We start from the raw sequence: 19,956 nt of genomic DNA, 5'->3' as shown, positions 1-19,956 counted from the left end.
ACCATCGAAGCCGTGATCGCCGACCGGGCGGCCAAAAACGCCATCGCCTCTCCGAAAAGGCAGCCGTGGCGGCCGTCCGGTTCGCGTCGGCTCCGAGAAGACCAGCGCCTCGCGCGTCGTCGAGCGAGCCTTCGCCGTACTCAGACAATGGCCGCGCGGGATGCGCGTCAGTCGGTGCCGAGCGGATCGATCGAGACCGCCAGCGCGAGGATCGTGACGCCGACGACCGCCATGGCCGCGACGTCGAACCCCTTGCCCCGCACGGCCAGCAGCCCGACCCGGTCGGGCGAGAGGATGCCGCGCAGGAACGCCGCGAGCAGCATGGCGCCTCCGAGCACGAAGGCGCCACGCCGCCAGCGGTCGGCGAGGACCAGCACGAATGCGGCCGCCACCACGAGGAGGACGGCCAGCATCGGGAGGTTCTGTCGCACGAACCGCGTCACAGGCTGGGACACTGGGCGAGCCTAGTCGCGCAGACCGGCGAGCTGCTCGGCGCGCTCCACGACGTTGGTGAGCAGGAATGCACGGGTGAGGGGTCCGACGCCACCGGGGTTCGGGGAGATGAATCCGGCGACCTCGCGGACGTCGGGGGCGACGTCACCCTTGAGTCCGTCGGCGGTGCGGCTGACACCCACGTCGAGCACCGCGGCACCCGGCTTGACCATGTCGGCGGTGATCAGTCCCGGCACGCCCGCGGCGGCGATGACGATGTCCGCCTGGCGCACCTGCGCCGCGAGATCGCGGGTTCCGGTGTGGCACAGGGTGACCGTCGCGTTCTCCGACCGGCGGGTGAGCAGCAGGCCGATGGGACGGCCGACCGTGACGCCACGACCGACGACGGCGACGTGCGCGCCGGCGATCGGGACCTCGTAGCGGCGCAGCAGGTGGACGATGCCGCGCGGGGTGCACGGCAGCGGGGCCTCCTTGCCGAGGACCAGACGACCGAGGTTCACCGGGTGCAGACCGTCGGCGTCCTTCTCGGGGTCGATGCGCTCGAGGGCCGCGTTCTCGTCGAGGTGCTTGGGCAGCGGGAGCTGCACGATGTAGCCGGTGCACTCGGGGTTGGCGTTGAGTTCGTCGATGGTGGCCTCGAGGTCGGCCTGGGTGATGTCGGCGGGCAGGTCGCGGCGGATGGAGGTGATCCCGACCTTGGCGCAGTCGTTGTGCTTGCCACGAACGTAGGCCGCCGAGCCGGGGTCGTCACCGACGAGGACGGTACCGAGTCCGGGCGTGATGCCCCTCTCCTTCAGGGCCGCCACCCTGGCCTCGAGGTCCTCGAAAATCTCGTCGCGGGTTGCTTTGCCATCCAGGATCGTTGCAGTCACGGCGACCATTGTTCCAGGCTGGAGCGACTCCGCGTCACCGGCTCCGAATCTTCGCGGTCACCACGGCTCGACGACGAGTCCCATCGCGGTCGCGTAGGCCACCGCCTGGGTGAGTTCCACCTGGGTCTTGTCGAGCTTCGCGGTGGTCCACAGCCCGGCGTCGACGTGGGCTCCCCGCAGGTCGGCGCCCTCGAGTCGCGCACCCTCGACGCGGGCGCCGAGCAGGTCCACCGACCGCAGGATCGCGCCGCGCAGGTCCGCCTGCACCAGGTTGGCCTCGCGGAACCGGGAGTCGGTGAAGTCGAGCCCGCGCAGGTCGGCGCCGCCCATCGACACCAGCGTGAAGTCCACCTCGTCGATCAGCAGCGGCCGTAGCTGACAGTCGACGAACACCGATCCGAGCAGACTGCAGTTGCGGAAGCTGCTGTGCCACATGGTGGTCCGCGCGAACATGCACGACCGGAACGCACTGCCGTGATGATGCGAGTCGGTGAGATCGGCACCGGTGAAGTCGCATTCGGTGAAGACGGCGAACTCGGTGTGCAGCTCGGACAGGTCGGCGTCCCGGAACGAGCACGCGGTGTAGTGCTGCCGGTTCCAGTTCTCCCGCGACATGCGGGCGTCGGAGAAGTCCTCCCCGACGATCTCCACGAGTTCTCCCGTCATACGTCCATGCTGCCCTCGGGTACCGACAATTACGACCGGTCCTCTAGCAGTTGTCGAACTGCCAGCGATCGTCGATCAGCGTCCAGGTGCGCGGCTCCATCGCGTGCGCGGGTGCGTTCGGGTCCGCGTCCACCGTGACCACCTGGCCCGACGATCCGATCACGCGAACGGTCCAGCTGGTCGGCCGCGGCTCCCGGCCTGCATAGAAGGCGTCGAGCAGACGACGGTAGGACTCGACGTCCCCGATCTCCGCCTGGCATCGCTGCGAATAGAAGTCCCAGGCAGTGTCGGCGTCCTTTGCGGCGGCGGCCAGATCGAGCGCCTCGGCCGCATCCCTGAGACGGTACTCGAGGCCGCCGCGCCCGAGTATCGGAGCACCTCCGGCGCCTGGCAAGCTGAACGCCGTGTTCCGAGTGATGTTCCACGAGCCCCGCATTCCCCCCAATACCGGCAACGCGATCCGGATGGTCGCAGGTACCGGCTGCGAACTGCACCTCGTGGGACCGCTCGGGTTCGACCTGTCGGAGCCGAAGCTTCGCCGCGCCGGCCTCGACTACCACGACCTGGCCTCGGTCACCGTGCACGAGGATCTCGATGCGGCGTGGGCGGCGCTGAATCCGGACCGGGTGTTCGCGTTCACCGCGCACGCGTCGACGTCGTACGCCGACATCGCGTACCAGCCGGGCGACGTCCTGCTGTTCGGTCCCGAGCCGACGGGCCTGTCGGAGGAGGTTCTCGCCGATCCGCACGTGACCGCGCACGTGCGGATCCCGATGGTTCCGGGCAGGCGGTCGCTGAATCTGTCCAACGCCGCCGCCGTCGTGACGTACGAGGCGTGGCGTCAGCACGGATTCGCCGGAGGCGTCTGAGTCCCGAGTTGGACACTTGACCGATCCGGTGTACGACGACCGGGTCACACGCGCTACAGTGCCCTCGAAAACCTGAATTAGCAGGGGGAATGCGTGTTAGCGCGCGTCGCAGGTATGTCGGGTGCCACCCCTCGGAGTGGCTGAGGGGTCACCATGCGTACTGAAGCAGTGCACCGTCTGCGGAGCGCCTGCGCCGCGGTACTGTCCGTGACGGCACTCGTCGTGACCGGGCTCCTTGCCCAGGCACCCGCGGCGAGCGCCGAACCCGCACCGCGCGTGACCCGGGTGGACGACGACGGCTCACGTGCGGTCACCGCACAGGTCTACTCCCCGTCGATGGACCGGGTGATCCCCGTTCGTGTGCTGCTGCCCGCGGAGACCTCGACTCCTCGCCCGACGCTCTACCTGCTCAACGGCGCCGGCGGCGGGAATACGGACGCGACGTGGCAGGAGAACACCGACGTCACCGAGTTCTTCGCCGACAAGCACGTCAACGTGGTCACCCCGATGGACGGCGCCGCGAGCTACTACACGGACTGGGAGCGCGACGATCCGATCCTGGGCCGCAACAAGTGGCAGACGTTCCTGACCCGCGAGCTGCCCCCGATCATCGACGCCGAGTTCGGTGGCAACGGAAACAATTCGATCGCCGCCATCTCGATGACCGCGACGTCGGTCCTGAACCTGGCCATCGCCGCTCCCGGCCTGTACAAGGGTGTCGGGTCGTACAGCGGTTGCGCCGAAACGAGCAGCCCCGCCGGTACCGCGTTCGTCGACCTGGTCGTCCGATCGGCGAAGGGTGCCGACCCGACAAACATGTGGGGGCCCGTCGGCGGGCCGGGCTGGATCGCCAACGATCCCGTGGTGAACGCCGAGAAACTCCGGGGCACCGCCCTGTTCGTCTCGTCCGGCTCGGGGCTGCCGGGACAGTACGACCACCTCGGCGCCCCCGGCGTGGACGGCGACCTGGTTGCCTTCGCGCGGCAGGTCGCCGTCGGCGGCGTCATCGAGGCCGCCACCAACATGTGCACGCACAACCTCGCGAATCGCTTGCAGCAGCTCGACATTCCGGCCACCTTCGATTTCGCGCCCTCGGGCTCGCATTCGTGGTTGTACTGGCAGGACGATCTGCACCAGTCGTGGCCGCTGTTGGCGCGTGCGATGGGGATCTGACTCCCGCCCGGATTCCGGGCCTGCGGTCAGCTTCCCGTGCGGGCGATCCCGAGGAAGTCGCGGGCGGCTCCGCGCAGTCCGCGGGACTCGTCCCACACCGCGAGCAGCCGTCGCGGCATCCGCAGACCCTCCACCTCGACGGACGAGAGCCGACCGTCGTTGAGGTCCGCTTCGACCGCGAGCGACGACACGACGGCTGGAGCGTTGCCGGCCACGACGGCCGCCTTGACCGCCGTGCACGACGTCAGTTCCAGCAGCGGCTCGACGCATCCGGGCACCGCGTGCTCGAGTGTCGTTCGAGTGCCGGACCCCGATTCCCGCTGGATCAGTGCCGTGGCCGCGAGTTCACTCGCGGCGATCGGTGCGCGTGAGATCCAGGTATGGCCGGGCGGGACGATCACGACCAGTTCGTCCCGGGCCACCTCGACCGACCGGAGGCCGTCCGGGACCACGGGCCCCTCGACGAAACCGAGGTCGGCCTCCCCCGCCCGTACCTGCGCGGCGACGTCGGTGGAGTTGAGCAGCCGAATCGAGGTGACGACGTTCGGGTGCTTGCGCCGCATAGTGACCGTCCAGGCGGGCACGAGGTACTCGGCGATGGTCATGCTGGCCGCGACGGTGAGGTTGGCCTCCATCTCGCCGCGCAGCGCGGCGACTCCGGACGCGAGCTCCTCCGCGGAGTCGAGGATCGCGGACGCCCATTCCAGGATCAGTGCGCCCTCGGCGGTGGGCTGGACGCCGCCGGAGCCGCGGTCGAACACGCGGATCCCGAGCTGGCGTTCCGCGGAGCGCACGCGCGCGCTGACGGCCTGCTGGCTGAGTCCGTGCTCGCGCCCCGCGGCCCCCATGCTCCCGAGCCGACCCACCGCGACCAGCACGTCCAGCGCGGCGAGTTCGGGTACGCGGTTCGAAAGCGGCATACCACCAAGGCTAGCCCCACAAAGCGCGTTTGTACCCCATCTACCCCAAGGCTTCTACCGGGGACAACGACGAGACGGGAGAGTTGGTGTCATGCTCACAGCTTCACGTCTGGCACACCTGACCCCCAATTGGTTCGCCATGGTGATGGGCACGGGAATCATCGCCGTCGCCACGTCGTCGCTCCCGGTCGACCTCCCCGGACGGCGCGGAATCGCGCTCGCGTTCTGGCTGCTGGCGACGGCCCTGCTGGTCGTGCTGGTGACCGCGTTCGTCATCCACTGGGTCCGCCACACCGAGCACGCCCGCGGTTACGCCCGCAGCGCCACCATGTTCCCCTTCTACGGCGCGCTGCCGATGGCCGTGCTCACCGTGGGAGCCGGGACCGCGGCCGTCGGGTCCACCGTGATCAACGCCGATGCGGCCTTCGCCATCGCGGGCACGCTGTGGGCAATCGGCACCGCGGGAGGACTCGTGACGAGCGCGGTGATGGGGATGCGGTTGCGGTCGGTCGCCGATCGCGGCACTCCGGTGCCCGCTTGGCTCATGCCGGTGGTGCCGCCGATGGTGTCGGCCGCGACCGGCGCCGCCCTGGTGCACCACCTGCCGGAGGGCTGGCCGCGTGTGGCGATGCTGACCGGCTGCTATGCGCTGTTCACGGTCGCTCTGGTCTTCGCGCTGGTCATCGCCACGATGGTCGGACGCGAGTTCGGCGAGCGTGGACTCCCGCCGCTGCAGGCCCTGCCGACCATGTGGATTCCGCTCGGCATCGTCGGACAGTCGATCGCGGCGGCGAACCTGCTGGGCACGGCGGCGGAGGGGGCCGTCGGTCACGACGTCGCCGACACCCTGCACATCTTCGGGCTCGGGTACGGACTGCTGATGGGCACCATCATGATCGTCGCGCTGACCGCGGTCGGCGTGGTGACGGCCCGCGCGTTCCGCAACGGTCTGACCTTCACGATGAGCTGGTGGAGCTTCACCTTCCCGGTCGGTGCCTGCGCGGTCGGGATGGGAGCATTCGGTGTCGCGGGTGACTTCGAGATCCCGCGAGTGTTGTCGGCCGGACTGCTGTGCGCCCTGGTCGTCGCCTGGTGCGTGGTGGCAGTGCACACCGCACACAAGGTTCGGACCAGGGCGCTTCCGGCCCCGGCCTGAGCCGGGCCGAACCGTCGGTCAGGCGAGGGCGTCGATGGCAGCCTGGAGTCGGGTCGTGGCCTCGTCGGCGACGGACTCGAGTCCGGGCTCCTTGGTCACCTCGACCATCAGCGCGGGGTTCATGGCCTCGACGATCACGCCGTCACCGTCGGCGCGGACGACGACGTTGCACGGCAGCAGCAGGCCGATCTGACGATCCACCCCGACCGCGCGGTGCGCGAGCTGCGGATTGCAGGCTCCGAGGATGACGTACTGCTCCATCTCGGCGCCGATCTTCGTCTTCAGCGTGGCCTGCATGTCGATCTCGGTGAGGACACCGAAACCCTGCTCCTGCAACGCGGCCCGCGTCTTGGCGATTGCGTCGTCGAACTCGGTGTTCAAGCGGGTCGAGATTCCCAGATCCATGACGAACTCCTCACGGTTGTCGGTTCGGTTTCCCGGCGATCACGCCAGTGCCAGGAACAGCTTCTCCAGTTCGGCCTCGGTCAGCGGCTCGGACGCCTTCCCGTCGCCGGCCAGGCACTCACGCAGACCGGTGGCGACGATCTTGAATCCGGCCCGGTCCAGGGCCCGCGACACCGCGGCCAGCTGGGTCACGACGTCCTTGCACTCGCGGCCGTTCTCGATCATCGAGATGACGCCCGCCAGCTGCCCCTGCGCGCGGCGCAGTCGGTTGAGCACCAGGGCGATGCTCTCTTCGTCTCCGGTCATGGGACCTCCTAGTTCTACTTCCAGATTACCCACAGGGGTATCCGACCGGATCCGGCTGTGACAACGATCATCAGCCGGATCCGGCGCCGGAGTCACCCGTGCGAGAACGTGATGTTCGGCAGCGCCCGGCGCAGCCAGCGCGGGGACCACCAGGCGGCGTTGCCGGTCAGGCGCAGCAGCACCGGCAGCAGCACCAGGCGGATCAGCACCGCGTCGAGCAGCACCGCGACACCGAGCAGGATGCCCATCTCCTTCGGCGGCAGCGGCTCGGCCAGCGCGAAGCTGAAGAACACGCCCACCATGACGGCGGCCGCCGCGAAGATGACCCGGCCCGAGTGCGCCATGCCCCCGATCTGGGCGCGACGGGCGTCACCGGTCTTCTCGTACTGTTCCTTGACCGTCGACAGCAGGAACACCGTGTAGTCCATCGCGATCGCGAAGATCATCGCGAAGAAGAACACCGGACCCCAGCCGTCGAGGAAGCCCTGCGGTTCGAAACCGAGCAGCCCGGACAGGTGGCCGTCCTGGAAGATCAGCTTCGAGACACCGAACGCGGCGGCGGTCGAGAGCAGGCTCACCACGGTGCCGATCAGCGACACCAGCGGGGCCTGCAGCGCGACCAGCAGCAGCAGGAAGCCGAGCGCCAGGATCACGCCGATCACCAGCGGCAGGTAGTCGTTGAGCGCCTGCTGCAGGTCCAGGTTCTCCGCCGGCGCACCGCCGACGAGAGCGCTGTCGGGCAGCTCGGCACGGAGCTGGTCGAGCGTTCCGCCGAGCGCGGGATCGGACGGATCCACTGTCGGCAGCGCCTGCATCATCATCAGGTCGGAGCCGTCCATCGCGGGCATCGCGGGTGTCACCGCGGCGACACCGTCGACGGCCGCGGCCGCTTCGGCGGCTGCCGGGGCGTCGGACGCGGGCACGACGATCTGCAGCGCACCCGGTGCGCCGATGCCCATCTGTTCCTGCACCAGTTCGTAGCCCTGACGGACGGGGGCGTCCTCGGGCACCACCTGGATCGACGGCATCGCGACCTCGAGCCCGCCCAGCGGAATCGCGAGTCCGATCAGGATCGCGACGGCACCGACCGCGAACGGCCACGGGTGCCGGTCCAGCAGTCGTCCCCACTTCGCGAACAGCGGCGAGCCGTCCTTCTGGGTCTGCTGCTTCTTGGCGTACGGCAGCGAACCGGCGTTGACCTTGCGGCCCAGCTTGGCCAGGACCGCGGGCAGCAGCGTCAGCGTCGCGGCGAGGACGAACACGACCGCGAGCATGATGCCGACCGCCATCGTCCGCACCGCCGGTGCGGGCACCAGCAGCACCGCCGACAGACTCACCAGCACGGTCAGCCCGGACAGCAGCACGGCCTTGCCGGCAGTGTCCATCGTCTCCGCGACGGCGAGCCGCGCGTCGGCCTTGGCGCGCAGCGCCTCCCGGAAGCGGACCACCAGGAACAGTGCGTAGTCGATGCCGAGGGCGAGGGCGAACATCATCGCGAAGTTCATGGCCCACACCGAGATCGGCGTGATCTCGTTGAGCAGCACCAGCGCACCGGCCGACGCGACGAGTCCCGCGAGGGTCAGCAGCAGCGGCAGACCGGCCGCGACGAGGGAGCCGAATGCGAGCACCATGATGCCGAGCGTGACCGGCCACGACATCATCTCGGCCTTGATCATCGCCTCGTGGTTGGCCTTGTTGAAGTCGCTCCACAGCGCCGACGCGCCGGTCGGGTAGACATCGATGCCGTCGCCGGACAGGGCCGTCAGGTCACCACCCAGGTCGTCGACCGCGCGCACCATCTCGTCGGTGTTCGCGTTCGCGCCGGCCACCAGGATTCCGGTGTGGCCGTCGGGGCTGATGGTCATGCCGGGCTGCGGCGGGATCACCTCGCCGATGCGGGCGTCGGCCTTCAGGATCGACGTGGCCTCGCCCAGCACCTGCTGCATCGCGGGATCGTCGAGCGGCTTGTCGTCGGAGTGGACGACGACCTGGACCGCGGACGACGCGTTGCCGCCGAAGTGTTCCTGCGCGAGTTCGCGGACCTGCACCGACTCGGAGCCGTTGGCCTGCCAACCGGCGCCGGCCAGCGAGTTGAACACCGACGGCGCCGCGGCGCCGAGGGCGACGACGAGCACCAGCCAGGCGGTGATCACCCATTTGAAGTTGCCGGCCATCGCGGCGCCGAGTCGTGCGAGCGGTCCGCCGACTGACTCGCTGGAGGGCGGCGGGGACTTCGCAGTTTCTCGCTGCTGTCCGGTGGTGGTCATGAGCTTGCCCTTCATGGTTCGAAAATACGGGTGGGGGTATATGAACGGCCCGAAGAAACCCGGCCGAGTACGTGACGACCTCGACCGGGTCCGGAGGAGACTAGCTGCCGGCGTCGACGGCGCGGCCGGACTGCATCCAGGCCATGGTGCCGCCGGCGACGTTGACGGCGTCGACGCCGCGGGCCACGAGGTACTCGGCAGCCTGGCCGCTGCGGCCGCCGACCGCGCAGATCATGTACACGGTGGCGTCCGCGGGAACCTCGTCGACGCGCGCGACGAACTCGCTCAGCGGGATCGAGACGGCACCCGGGACGTGCCCGCCGGCGAACTCGTCCGCCTCCCGGACGTCGACGAGCGGGGCGCCCGAGGCCAACACCGATTCGAGTTCGGTCACGTCAATTTCGCGCATGGGGTTCCTTCCGGATGTTCTTCAGCAGTCGTTCGATTGTCGCGGTTCGTCACGAGACGGTGGCCGGCGCGTTCACACGCCGTCCCGCGTCCCACGTCCTGTAGCCGCCGTCGAGGTTGGCCGCGGGCCGACCCAGCTGTCCGAGCAGGCGCACCGCGGTGTGACCACGCTGGCCCACCTGGCAGTGCACGACCAGGTCACCGGCCGGCAGTTCACCGACACGGTCCCGGAGCTCGTCGAGCGGAACGTTGACGGCACCGGGGATGGCGCCGGCCGCGAACTCGTCGGCGGTGCGGACGTCGACCAGCGACGCACCGTCGGCGACCAGGGTATCGAGTTCGTGCCACTGGACGGTGCGGGTGGAGTCGGTGCGCAGGTTGTCGGCGATGTAGCCGAGCATGTTCACCGGGTCCTTCGCCGAGCCGAACTGCGGCGCGTACGCCAGTTCGAGGTCGGCCAGATCCGACGCCGTGAGCCCACCGGCCATCGCGGTGGCGATGATGTCGATCCGCTTGTCGACGCCGTCCCCGCCCACGGCCTGGGCGCCGAGGATCGCGTCGGTCTCGGGATCGACCAGCAGCTTGATCGACATCTGCTGCGCGCCCGGGTAGTAGCCGGCGTGCGACTGCGGATGGGTGTGGATGGCCCGGTACGGGCGGCCCGCGGCCCGCAGCCGCTTCTCGTTCCAGCCGGTCGCGGTGACGACGAGCCCGAAGACCCCGACCACCGCGGTGCCCGACGACGAGCGCGCGTGCACGGGTCGGCCCGCGATGACGTCGGCCACCAGGCGGCCCTGACGGTTCGCCGGGTTGGCCAGCGGGATCAGCGCTGCGCTGTCGCCGATCGCGTCGTGCTTCTCGACGGTGTCGCCGACCGCGAAGATGTGCGGGACCGAGGTGCGCATCTGGTCGTCGACCGCGACGCCGCCACGCTCCCCCAGCTTCAGTCCGGCCATCTTCGCGAGCGCAGTCTCGGGCCGGACACCGATCGCCATGACCACGACGTCGGCCGGGACGGTGCGCCCGTCGGCCAGGTCGGCGGTGGTCGCGTCGATGCGGGTGAGCTGGGTGCCCAGCTCGAGGTTCACCCCGTTCTCGCGCATGCGGTCGGCGACCGGTGCGGCCATCTCGGGGTCGAGGGGCGCGAGCACCTGATCGGCGAGCTCGACGACGGTGACGTCCAGGTCGCGGTGACGCAGGTTCTCGGCGAGTTCGACGCCGATGAACCCGGCCCCGACGATGACCGCGCTGCGCGCCGTCTCCATCTGCCCGACCAGGCGGTCGACGTCCTCGACGTCGCGCAGGATCAGGGCGCGCTCGACGCCGGGCAGCGGCGGCACGATGGGGCTCGCGCCGGTGCTCAGGACCAGTTCGTCGTAGCTCTCGACGTAGGCGTTCCCGGACTCCAGGTCGCGGACCGTGACGGTGCGCGCGTCGGCGTCGATGGAGACGACCTCGCTGCGGACCCGGACGTCCAGGCGGAAGCGGGCGCCGAGACTCTCGGGGGTCTGCAGCAGCAGTTCGTCGCGGTCCTCGATGACGCCGCCCGCATAGTAGGGCAGACCGCAGTTCGCGAACGACACGTGTGCGCCGCGCTCGAACACGACGATCTCCGCCGACTCGTCCAGACGACGCATGCGGGTGGCCGCGGACATGCCGCCGGCGACACCTCCGACGATGACAACCTTCACGATCTACCTCCTCGATGTTGGAGTCGAGCATACCCCAGGGGGTATATAGCGGGGTGTGAAGCTGCTCTCAGCGGAAGTCCCGGGACTTCGTCGGCATCCGCAGGTCCATCAACTGGAGATGGTCCGCGACGATCGTCACCGCGCCCTCCGCGTTCTGCACCCGCCCGCGCACCAGCAGCGCCGGGGCACTGTTCGCGAGCCTGCGGTACTTCGCCCACAGGCCAACCGAGCACACGACGTTGACCATTCCGGTCTCGTCCTCGAGATTGACGAAGGTCACCCCGGCGGCCGTCGCGGGACGCTGGCGGTGCGTGACCGCTCCCCCGACCAGCACCCGGTCCCCGTCGGGGACGTCCAGCAGTCGCGACGCGGGAATCACCCCGAGGGCCTCGAGTTGCGGGCGCAGGAACTGGGTCGGGTAGCTGTCCGGGGAGACCCCGGTGGCCCAGACGTCGGCTGCGGCGAGTTCGATGTCGCTCATGCCGGGCAGCGTCGGCGCCCGTGTCGACGCCCCCATTCCCGGCAACCGGTCCGGGCGCTCCCCCGCCGCGGCACCCGCCGCCCACAGCGCCTCCCGACGCGAGATCCCGAAGCAGCCCAGCGCCCCGGACGTGGCCAGCGACTCGGCCTGCGCCGTGCTCAGTTCCACCCGCCCGGTCAGGTTCAGGAACGAGGTGAACGGCCCGTCCTCGTCGCGGGCCGCGACGATCCGCTCGGCCAACGCGGTCCCGATGTTGCGGACCTCCCCCAACCCCAGCCGCACCTCGGTGCCGGCCGCCTCCACCGTCGCGTGTGGGAGGCTCGCGTTGACGTCCGCCCCGTGCACCGTCACCCCGTGCCGCCGGACGTCGGCCACCAGCGACTGCGGCGAGTAGAAACCCATCGGCTGCGCCCGCAGCAGCCCGGCACAGAACGCCGCCGGATGGTGCAGCTTGAACCACGACGAGTAGAAGACCAGCGACGCGAAGCTCTGCGAATGACTCTCGGGGAAACCGAAGTTCGCGAACGCGTACAGCTTCTCGTAGATCCGGTCGGCCACCGCGCCGGTGATGCCGTGCAGCTCCCGCATGCCGTCGTAGAGCCGCCCGCGCAGCCGCTCCATCTTCTCCGGTGAGCGCTTGGACCCCATCGCCCGCCGCAATTGGTCGGCCTCGGCGGCACTGAATCCGGCGACGTCGACGGCCATCTGCATGAGCTGCTCCTGGAACAGCGGAACCCCCAGCGTCCGTTCCAGTGCCTTCTCGAGACACGGATGGTCGTACGTGACGGGTTCGCGGCCGTTGCGGCGTCGGATGTAGGGGTGCACCGAGCCGCCCTGGATCGGCCCGGGGCGGATCAGCGCGACCTCCACGACGAGGTCGTAGAAGTTGCGGGGCTTCAGCCGCGGCAGCGTCGCCATCTGGGCGCGGGACTCCACCTGGAACACGCCCACCGAGTCGGCCCGCTGCAGCATCTCGTACACCGCCTGCTCGGACAGGTCGAGTTGCGCCAGGTCCACGGCGATCCCCTTGTGCTCGGCGACCAGGTCGATCATGTAATGCAGCGCCGAGAGCATGCCGAGGCCCAGCAGGTCGAACTTCACCAGTCCCACTGCGGCGCAGTCGTCCTTGTCCCACTGCAGGACGCTGCGGTTCTCCATGCGCGCCCATTCCACCGGGCACACGTCGGCGATGGGACGGTCGCAGATCACCATGCCGCCGGAGTGGATCCCGAGGTGTCGCGGGAAGCCCTCGATCTGGGCGGCCAACTCCAGGACCGCCGGCGGGATGTCCGTCCCGGTTTCGGCGCCGACGCCGCTCCACCTGCTGACCTGTTTGCTCCACGCGTCCTGCTGCCCCTGCGAGAAGCCGAGCGCGCGGGCCATGTCCCGCACCGACGACCTGCCCCGGTAGGTGATGACGTTGGCGACCTGCGCGGCGTACTCGCGGCCGTACTTGGCGTAGACGTGCTGGATGGCCTCCTCCCGGCGGTCGGATTCGATGTCGACGTCGATGTCGGGCGGGCCGTCGCGTTCGGGCGAGAGGAACCGTTCGAACAGCAACTGGTTGCGCACCGGGTCCACGTTGGTGATGCCGATCGCATAGCAGACGGCCGAGTTGGCCGCCGATCCTCTTCCCTGACAGAGGATGTCGTTGTCCTTGCAGAACGAGACGATGTCGTGGACCACGAGGAAGTACCCAGGAAAGTTGAGCCTCTCGATGATTCCGAGTTCGTGTTCGATCTGCTCGTAGGCGGCCGAATTCGATGACGGCGGCCCGTAACGCCGACGCGCACCCCGCATGGTGAGCTCACGCAGCCAACTCGCCTCGGTGTGCCCGTCCGGGACGTCGAACGGCGGCAGTTGCGGCGCGATCAGCCGCAGGTCGAACGCGCACTCGAGCCCCAACTCGGCCGCACCCGACACGGCTTGCGGGTACTGCGCGAACAGTCGCGCCATCTCCACCCCCGACCGCAGGTGCGCGCCGCCGGTGGGAGCGAGCCAGCCCGCCGCCTCGTCGAGACTCTGCCGGGCCCGCACCGCGGCCATCGCCATCGCGAGCCGTCGCCGTGACGGTCCCGCGAAGTGCGCGGCCGTGGAGGCGATCACGGAAAGGCCTTGCCGCCCGGCCAGTTCTGCGAGCCGCGCGTTGATCTCGTCGTCCTCCGGCAGCCCACGATGTGTCAGTTCGACCGTCACCCGATCCGCACCGAAGCGGTCGACGAGATCGCGTAGGGCGGCGGCGGCCGCGTCGGGGCCGCCCGCCGCGAGCGCGCTCCGCACGTGACCCTTGCGGCAGCCGGTGAGGATCTGCCAGTGCCCGCCGGCGGCCTCGGTGAGCGTGTCGTAGTCGTAGCGCGGCTTGCCCTTCTCACCGCCGGCCAGGTGCGCGGCCGCGATCTGACGGGACAGTCGCCGGTAGCCCTCCTGCCCGCGCGCCAGCACCAGCAGGTGGGTGCCGTCCGGATCGGGGATGCCGGTACGCGGCGCCGCGTCGAGCGACAACTCGGCCCCGAACACCGTCCGCATGTTCAGTTCCTTCGCGGCCTCGGCGAATCGGACCACCCCGTACAGCCCGTCGTGGTCCGTCAGCGCGATCGCGTCGAGACCGAGCCTCACCGCTTCCTCCACCAACTCCTCGGGCGGGCTGGCACCGTCGAGGAAGCTGAAGGCCGAGTGCGTGTGCAGTTCCGCGTAGGGAACGGTGGCACCGACGGGTCGGGACGTCTCGCCTCGATAGTCTCCGCGCTTACGGGACCACGCCGGACTGTCGCCGCCGTCGCCCGGGAACTCCGCATCCCGACGCGGCCGCCCCGACAGCACCCGCTCCATCTCCGCCCACGTCGGCGGACCGTTGCCCCATCCCATCCCTCTGCAGCCTTCCCGCAGGCACCAGCCCGCACACCAGGGAAGATGCCGACGGGGAAGACGCATCTTTCGAACTCATGTTCGAGTCTGACACGTGTGCCCGGCGGGGTCAACGCGGACCCCGCCGGGCAACCGCCTATTTCCGGTCGAGGCTGCGATAGGTGATGGTCTCGAAGTCGAGATAGCCCCCAATCGACGCCGGGTCGACGAACGGCAGGACCTGCGTCGCCCAGAATCCGGCGATGCCGTTGCGTCGGTCGATCCAGTAGTAGAGGTTCGCGAGCCCGGCCCAGCCGAGAGATCCGGCCGGTCGGCCGGTCGGCGCGTCCTCGTCGTTGACCATGAACGTGTACGCCCACGACTTGCGCTGGCCGGGGAAGAACTCCGCGTCGTGCGAAAGTTCGGGTTCGACACCGGGCAGCATCGTCACCTGGTGACCGTCCAACCCGCTCTGCACGGCCTGCCGCACAGTGTCCGGAGCGAGGACACGCCCGTGCTCGCCCGCCCCGTCACCGAGCCACATGCGGAGGAACTTCGTGTAGTCACCGGCCGTCGAGTAGAGCCCGTGCCCACCCATGTGCACCTCGGGATCCTGCGGCAGAACCAGGTCGAGCGGTTCGAGCGTGCCGTCCGCGCCCCGCTGATGGACGGTGGCCCTACGCCGTTCCATCTCCGGGGTCATCGTGAACGCAGTGTCGGCCATCCCCAGGGGGGCGAAGATGCGTTCGGCCATCACGTCACCCAACCGCTCACCTCTGACAGCCTCGACCACGAGGCCGGCCCAGTCGATGTTCGAACCGTACTGCCAGCGTTCACCGGGCTCGAACAGCAGCGGCGTCTCCAACGACGCCCGGGTCCCGGTGATGATGCTGGGCTGACCGTGCTCGACCGCCAGGCGGTGGTAGGTCTCGTCGAAGAAGGAGTATCCGAGTCCCGCGGTGTGCAGCAACAGCATGCGCGTGGTGATCTCACGCCGGGGCGCCCGCAGCACCGGGGCCCCCGACGCATCGAACCCGTCGATCACCTGGAGCTTTCCGATCTCCGGGAGGTAACGTGCTGCCGGCGCATCCAGGTCGACGAGCCCCTCCTCCACGCACTGCAGCACGGCGGTGCCGGTGATCGCCTTCGTCGTCGAGAACATCGCGAAGACCGTGTCGAGGGTCATCGGCTGCTGTGTGCCACCGACCGATCGGAGCCCGGCCGCACCCTCGAACACGGTGCCGTTCCGGTCCGTCAGCATCGCGACCACACCGGGCACCTGCCCGGCACCGCCGGCCGCCGTCACGTCACGCAGGACGGCGTTCAGTTCCGAATCACGTTGGCCCATGGTTTTTCTCCTGTCAGCGAGAAGTCGTTGCAGGAGAGCAACCTACGAGGATCTGCGCGGCACCCATGTCCCCGATCGGCAACACCCGTCCCGAATCGGCAGCCGTTCGTGAGCCGCGTCACCCCTGCGCGCGACTCAGGGTGTCCGACGGATTCTCGCCGAATCGCCGCCGGTAGGCGGCTGCGAACACACCCATGTTCACGTACCCCCACGCACCGGCAGCGGCAGCGACCGTGGATGTCGACGACGACAGTTCTCGCCGCACCCCCTGCAACCGCTGCTCCCGCAGACAGTCTCGCGGCGTGATCCCGAGGTACTCACGGAACGCGCCGGACAGGGCACGCACGCTGACACCGACCGACCCCGCAACCTCTGACACGGTCGGTAGGTCCTGCGCATTGTCCTCGATGTAGCGCACGGCGCGCCGGACATAGCCCGGGGCACGCACACCGCTGGTCGACACCGGATCGATGCCGGCGTCGGCGGCCCACTCGGCGAGCAGCTGCGCGGCGATCAGTTCCTGCAGGTTCAGCCGGACACGTTCGTGATCGACCAGGTTCCGTGCACTCGACAGGGTGCGAGTGACGTACTCCATCAACCCGAGCCACGGGCCGCCCGGCCCACCGATGACGCACTTGTGCCGCCACAATCGGTCGTCGGGCATCCACCCCCACCAGCTCAGTGCCAGATCGGCGAGCATTCGGTGCGGAATCGTGAGGTTCAGTTGCAGGTGCGCGGCGTCCGCGTCGAACCGGTAGTCGACCCGACTGCAGTCGGCGACGAAGGTCTCCCCGGTCGTCAGATCGACACTCGACTTCGCAGTGATCTCGTGCCGCGTCCACCCGGCGAGTGTGGTGAGCACCAGGATGTTGCCCGCCTCCGGGGCGAACTCGCCGATCGTCACCGGGATTCCGTAGCTGAACCGGGTCAACGTCATCTCACCGATCTCCGCCGAGAACATGCTGGACGCAGGGGCGAGCGCGCGGCCGACCGGTCGCACCTCGTACGGCATGTAGACCGCGTCCGACCACTGCTTGATCTCGTCCCAGTCGGTGACCAGTCCCGCCGCCCGCTCATCGCGGGTCCGGGGATCGAATGTCGATGACACACCGGGAGCATAGGCAGCTTCGCCCCGACCGGGAACCCCTCGGCGTCCCGGCGCCGTTCGCGGATCAGGAATCGGCGATCCACGTGTCCCAGGCAGGCCGGGTCAGTTCTGCGAGCTCCCGGTACCCACCGCTGTCCGGGTGTGCGCCGTCGCCGTTGCGTACCTCCTCCGCCCAGACCGCGTTGCCCGACAACTCCGCGAACACCGCGACGTACGGCACCCCGGCACCGAGGCAGATGTCGGCGAAGGATCGGTCCAACCGTGCCGTCCGCTCGTTCTGGCCGGCATCCTCGATCGGCGGCGGTCCGACTACCATTGCGCGCCAACCGGTCTCGGCGCACTCCTTCAGCATCGTGGCCAGGTTCTCCGCGGACTCCGACAGATCGATCCGGACCGATCCGTCCTCGACCGTCGTGTCGTTGGTCCCGAACGCGAACACCACGTGCCCTGCGCACCCGGACGGCAGCCGCGGAGCGCACTCGCTCAGCCAGCGGTCGCGGATCTCGCTCGACGTCTGCCGCCGGACCCCGAGGTTGTAGGCCGTCAGAGCCGCCCGCGCCGTTCCCGCCGCGAGCCGTCCGGCCCACCCCAGGTACTCGGAATCACCGACCCCCGCAACGAAGGAGTCACCGACGAAGCACACCCGCACATCATCCATAGCCATGATGATGTCAGCGTCGACGGCCGAACCAGCCCCGCTTGCGCTTGCTCTGCCCGGCATCGAACCTCAGCCGTAGGACGGTGCGTTCGGGATCGATGTCGCTCGGGGCGTGATCGACGACGATCTCGGCGACCTCGGTGCTCCCGATCGTGTCGCCGTCGTTGATGACGGGGCCTTCCTTGAGAAGGTACGAGGCGATGCCGGTGAGACGGTCGAACGTGTCGCCGGCGGACTCGGGGGTGTCCGGGATATCGATGTCCGGGAGGTCGAGCATGTCGAGACCTCGTGTGTGACCGGTCATCACGCCGTCGGGGCGCCGGCCGACGTTGATCGCGACCCAGGCGAGCAACGGCGGCTCGGGCAGCACGTCCTTCACGAGGTCACGGAACAGTGCGGGCAGGATGATGTGATTCGCACTGCCGAAGTACACGGCGCGGATGGTGCCGCTGAGCGCGACGAGCGACGCGACGACACGGGACAACAACACCGCGTCCGCGATCGCGTCCTCGTCGGTGCTTCCCGGACGGAGCACGGTGACGATCGTGTGCGCGGTGTAGTCGGTAGGAGCGGGCACCTCCTTCGGCCACAGCCGACTGTGCCCGGCGATGTCGGCGACGTCGTCGCCCACCGGGGAAGGAACCGTGAGCAGCGCAATCATCCTGCCGTCCAGGTCGAGACGCACCGGCCCGTCCCGGTCTGCGGACTCGTCCCGATCGACGGCAAGGCCGGAGAGTTCGACGTCCGGCCAGTCCAGCCGCATTTGCGCGGCGAGCGCTTCGGCAGTGACGTCGGCGTCGAGCCGGTCCTGGAACAGCATCGCGAGCGCGGCATGGGCTCCCTCGGAGAATCGTGTGCGTATCGACGCGATCGGCGACCGCACGGGATGCTTCCAGGACCGCGTCGCGCTACACCCTATCCGTGGACCGGACATCCTCGACATTCTGCCCACGCGGACAGCCGACGACCTCGCGACCGAATCAGTCGAACCCGAACCACGAATCCGGCGCGAACACCTCGTAGTGGACCTTCTCCGGCGAAATACCTTTGACGACAGCGATCCTGCGAACCTGTCGCATGAATCGCGGTGATCCGCACAGGTATACCTCAGCGCCGCTGTCCCATTCGCGGTCACGCAGAAGTGGCACCGCCTCCTCCGCGTCGTCGACGTAGTACGTCTCGAGCCACGAATAGCCGGGATACGCCTCGAGGAGACCGAGGATCCGACTCCGATGAGCGAACGACTGCTCATCCTTGTCGACGTGCACCACATAGACCGGCCGGGTGTCCCGCACGGCGATCATCTCCTGCAGGATCGCGACGGTCAGCGACGAGCCGACACCGGACGAGCCGAGCACGACCGGGTTGTCGTTCCGGACCGGGTACGCGGTCCCGGACGGGATGGACACCACCAGCGGATATCCGATCCCGGCCTCGGCGATCAGCTTGTTCGACACCAGACCGCCCGGCATGGGGTCGACGGTAATCTCCCACGTGTCCGGCTCGTCCCCCGACATCACCGTGTACTGACGGATCTGCCGAGCGCCGTCGCCGACGATCATCGCGACCGAAATATACTGTCCAGCAGAATAGTTCACCATCGAAACACCCGTACCGCCTGCCAGCGTGAACGTCCACACTCCCGGCGCGACCTCACGGCGACCGACCACCGTGAGCACATGCCACACGCATCCTGCCGCAACCTCGGCCCGGTCGTACATCGCCGCTTCCTGCGCGATCAGCGAGTCGGCCATCAGCCAGTACACCTCGTCCCAGGCAGCCGCGACCTCCGGGGTCACGGCGTCACCGAGCACGTCGCCGATGGCCCTGAACAGCGCCCGGTGCACCAGGTCGTAGTGCACCCGCGAGATACCCAGGGACGCATGCTTCGCGGCGATCCGCGACATCACCCGGTCGACCGGCGGTGCATCCTCGGTGACCAGCAGGGTGGCGAACGCCGCGATCGAACCGGCCAGGGCCTTCTGCTGCTCGCCGTTCGCCTGATTGGACCTGTTGAACAGGTCGGACTCCAGCGCGGGCACCCCGTCGAACAGATGACGGTAGAAGACCTCACTGATCTCCCCCAGGTGCTCCCCCACCACCGGCAACGTAGCCTCGATGATCGGAAGCGAGTCCGGCGACAGCAGAGACGAATTCGGTGCGGACGCCCTCCCGGTTCCGGAGTCGCCGGCGCCCACGACGACGGAGGGCGCGACAGTGGAGATGCCGACGGGGGCGACTACGATAGACATGAGGAAATCAGAGACCTTTCGGGACCGACCGGTTACCGCAATACAGCATCACCGATCCCCCCACGACAGGCAATTTATG

At 68.9% G+C, this 19,956-nt stretch carries 19 protein-coding genes; 3 read left to right on the top strand and 16 right to left on the bottom strand.

Annotated elements, in window-relative coordinates:
* Positions 1 to 167 precede the first annotated feature (167 nt).
* Genes J2X34_RS24580 through J2X34_RS24565 form a run of 4 tightly spaced genes read right to left on the bottom strand, consistent with a single transcriptional unit; the run spans position 168 to position 2,385 of the window.
* Positions 168 to 413, bottom strand: a complete 246-nt coding sequence (locus J2X34_RS24580) for a DUF3017 domain-containing protein (RefSeq protein WP_174914896.1) — start codon at positions 411 to 413, stop codon at positions 168 to 170.
* 51 nt (positions 414 to 464) lie between these two features.
* On the bottom strand, positions 465 to 1,325 hold the full coding sequence (locus J2X34_RS24575) for a bifunctional methylenetetrahydrofolate dehydrogenase/methenyltetrahydrofolate cyclohydrolase (protein ID WP_174912133.1): 861 nt from the start codon (positions 1,323 to 1,325) through the stop codon (positions 465 to 467).
* A 57-nt stretch (positions 1,326 to 1,382) separates the two neighbouring features.
* On the bottom strand, positions 1,383 to 1,991 hold the full coding sequence (locus J2X34_RS24570) for a pentapeptide repeat-containing protein (protein ID WP_114724244.1): 609 nt from the start codon (positions 1,989 to 1,991) through the stop codon (positions 1,383 to 1,385).
* A 43-nt stretch (positions 1,992 to 2,034) separates the two neighbouring features.
* Complete coding sequence (locus J2X34_RS24565) at positions 2,035 to 2,385, bottom strand: hypothetical protein (RefSeq protein WP_429519992.1); 351 nt, start codon at positions 2,383 to 2,385, stop codon at positions 2,035 to 2,037.
* 10 nt (positions 2,386 to 2,395) lie between these two features.
* On the opposite strand from J2X34_RS24565, the gene J2X34_RS24560 reads away from it, so the two are divergent.
* Positions 2,396 to 2,860: a tRNA (cytidine(34)-2'-O)-methyltransferase gene (locus tag J2X34_RS24560; RefSeq protein ID WP_174912138.1), complete on the top strand. Its 465-nt coding sequence runs from the start codon at positions 2,396 to 2,398 to the stop codon at positions 2,858 to 2,860.
* Positions 2,861 to 3,013: 153 nt separating this feature from the next.
* Positions 3,014 to 4,033 (top strand): alpha/beta hydrolase, encoded by a 1,020-nt coding sequence (locus J2X34_RS24555; RefSeq protein ID WP_114724241.1) that lies wholly within the window; start codon positions 3,014 to 3,016, stop codon positions 4,031 to 4,033.
* 26 nt (positions 4,034 to 4,059) lie between these two features.
* Here the strand turns inward: J2X34_RS24555 and J2X34_RS24550 are convergent, their stop codons facing one another.
* A complete protein-coding gene (locus J2X34_RS24550; RefSeq protein WP_429519991.1) occupies positions 4,060 to 4,953 on the bottom strand; it encodes a LysR family transcriptional regulator in 894 nt (297 codons plus the stop codon).
* A gap of 91 nt (positions 4,954 to 5,044) precedes the next feature.
* On the opposite strand from J2X34_RS24550, the gene J2X34_RS24545 reads away from it, so the two are divergent.
* The gene (locus tag J2X34_RS24545) at positions 5,045 to 6,109 is read left to right on the top strand and encodes a TDT family transporter (RefSeq protein WP_114724239.1); all 1,065 of its coding nucleotides are present in this window, start codon (positions 5,045 to 5,047) and stop codon (positions 6,107 to 6,109) included.
* A gap of 18 nt (positions 6,110 to 6,127) precedes the next feature.
* Here J2X34_RS24545 and J2X34_RS24540 read toward each other — a convergent pair whose 3' ends face one another.
* The 11 genes from J2X34_RS24540 to J2X34_RS24490 form a co-directional block, all read right to left on the bottom strand.
* Positions 6,128 to 6,514, bottom strand: a complete 387-nt coding sequence (locus J2X34_RS24540) for a DUF302 domain-containing protein (RefSeq protein WP_114724238.1) — start codon at positions 6,512 to 6,514, stop codon at positions 6,128 to 6,130.
* A 39-nt stretch (positions 6,515 to 6,553) separates the two neighbouring features.
* The gene (locus tag J2X34_RS24535) at positions 6,554 to 6,820 is read right to left on the bottom strand and encodes a metal-sensitive transcriptional regulator (protein WP_114724237.1); all 267 of its coding nucleotides are present in this window, start codon (positions 6,818 to 6,820) and stop codon (positions 6,554 to 6,556) included.
* A 92-nt stretch (positions 6,821 to 6,912) separates the two neighbouring features.
* Positions 6,913 to 9,087 carry an MMPL family transporter gene (locus J2X34_RS24530; RefSeq protein ID WP_114724265.1) on the bottom strand — a complete coding sequence of 725 codons (2,175 nt, stop codon included), beginning with the start codon at positions 9,085 to 9,087 and terminating at the stop codon, positions 6,913 to 6,915.
* Between the two features lie 100 nt (positions 9,088 to 9,187).
* On the bottom strand, positions 9,188 to 9,496 hold the full coding sequence (locus J2X34_RS24525; RefSeq protein ID WP_114724236.1) for a rhodanese-like domain-containing protein: 309 nt from the start codon (positions 9,494 to 9,496) through the stop codon (positions 9,188 to 9,190).
* Positions 9,497 to 9,545: 49 nt separating this feature from the next.
* Positions 9,546 to 11,189, bottom strand: coding sequence for an FAD-dependent oxidoreductase (locus tag J2X34_RS24520; RefSeq protein ID WP_220181970.1), 1,644 nt, complete (start codon positions 11,187 to 11,189; stop codon positions 9,546 to 9,548).
* Positions 11,190 to 11,253: 64 nt separating this feature from the next.
* Positions 11,254 to 14,532, bottom strand: a complete 3,279-nt coding sequence (locus J2X34_RS24515; protein ID WP_429519990.1) for an error-prone DNA polymerase — start codon at positions 14,530 to 14,532, stop codon at positions 11,254 to 11,256.
* Positions 14,533 to 14,668: 136 nt separating this feature from the next.
* Complete coding sequence (locus tag J2X34_RS24510; RefSeq protein WP_114724233.1) at positions 14,669 to 15,859, bottom strand: serine hydrolase domain-containing protein; 1,191 nt, start codon at positions 15,857 to 15,859, stop codon at positions 14,669 to 14,671.
* A gap of 118 nt (positions 15,860 to 15,977) precedes the next feature.
* Positions 15,978 to 16,967, bottom strand: a complete 990-nt coding sequence (locus tag J2X34_RS24505; protein ID WP_114724232.1) for an AraC family transcriptional regulator — start codon at positions 16,965 to 16,967, stop codon at positions 15,978 to 15,980.
* A 64-nt stretch (positions 16,968 to 17,031) separates the two neighbouring features.
* Positions 17,032 to 17,631 carry a GDSL-type esterase/lipase family protein gene (locus tag J2X34_RS24500; RefSeq protein WP_429519989.1) on the bottom strand — a complete coding sequence of 200 codons (600 nt, stop codon included), beginning with the start codon at positions 17,629 to 17,631 and terminating at the stop codon, positions 17,032 to 17,034.
* Between the two features lie 7 nt (positions 17,632 to 17,638).
* A complete protein-coding gene (locus J2X34_RS24495) occupies positions 17,639 to 18,508 on the bottom strand; it encodes a DUF4261 domain-containing protein (protein ID WP_429519988.1) in 870 nt (289 codons plus the stop codon).
* A gap of 97 nt (positions 18,509 to 18,605) precedes the next feature.
* The gene (locus J2X34_RS24490; protein ID WP_258558168.1) at positions 18,606 to 19,877 is read right to left on the bottom strand and encodes a globin domain-containing protein; all 1,272 of its coding nucleotides are present in this window, start codon (positions 19,875 to 19,877) and stop codon (positions 18,606 to 18,608) included.
* Positions 19,878 to 19,956: the final 79 nt, after the last annotated feature.

It is taken from the genome of Rhodococcus sp. BE178, assembly GCF_050433545.1.
GTDB lineage: Bacteria > Actinomycetota > Actinomycetes > Mycobacteriales > Mycobacteriaceae > Prescottella.
The sequence above is the reverse complement of the archived record's forward strand: the minus strand, read 5'-3'. Positions and strand labels throughout refer to the sequence as shown.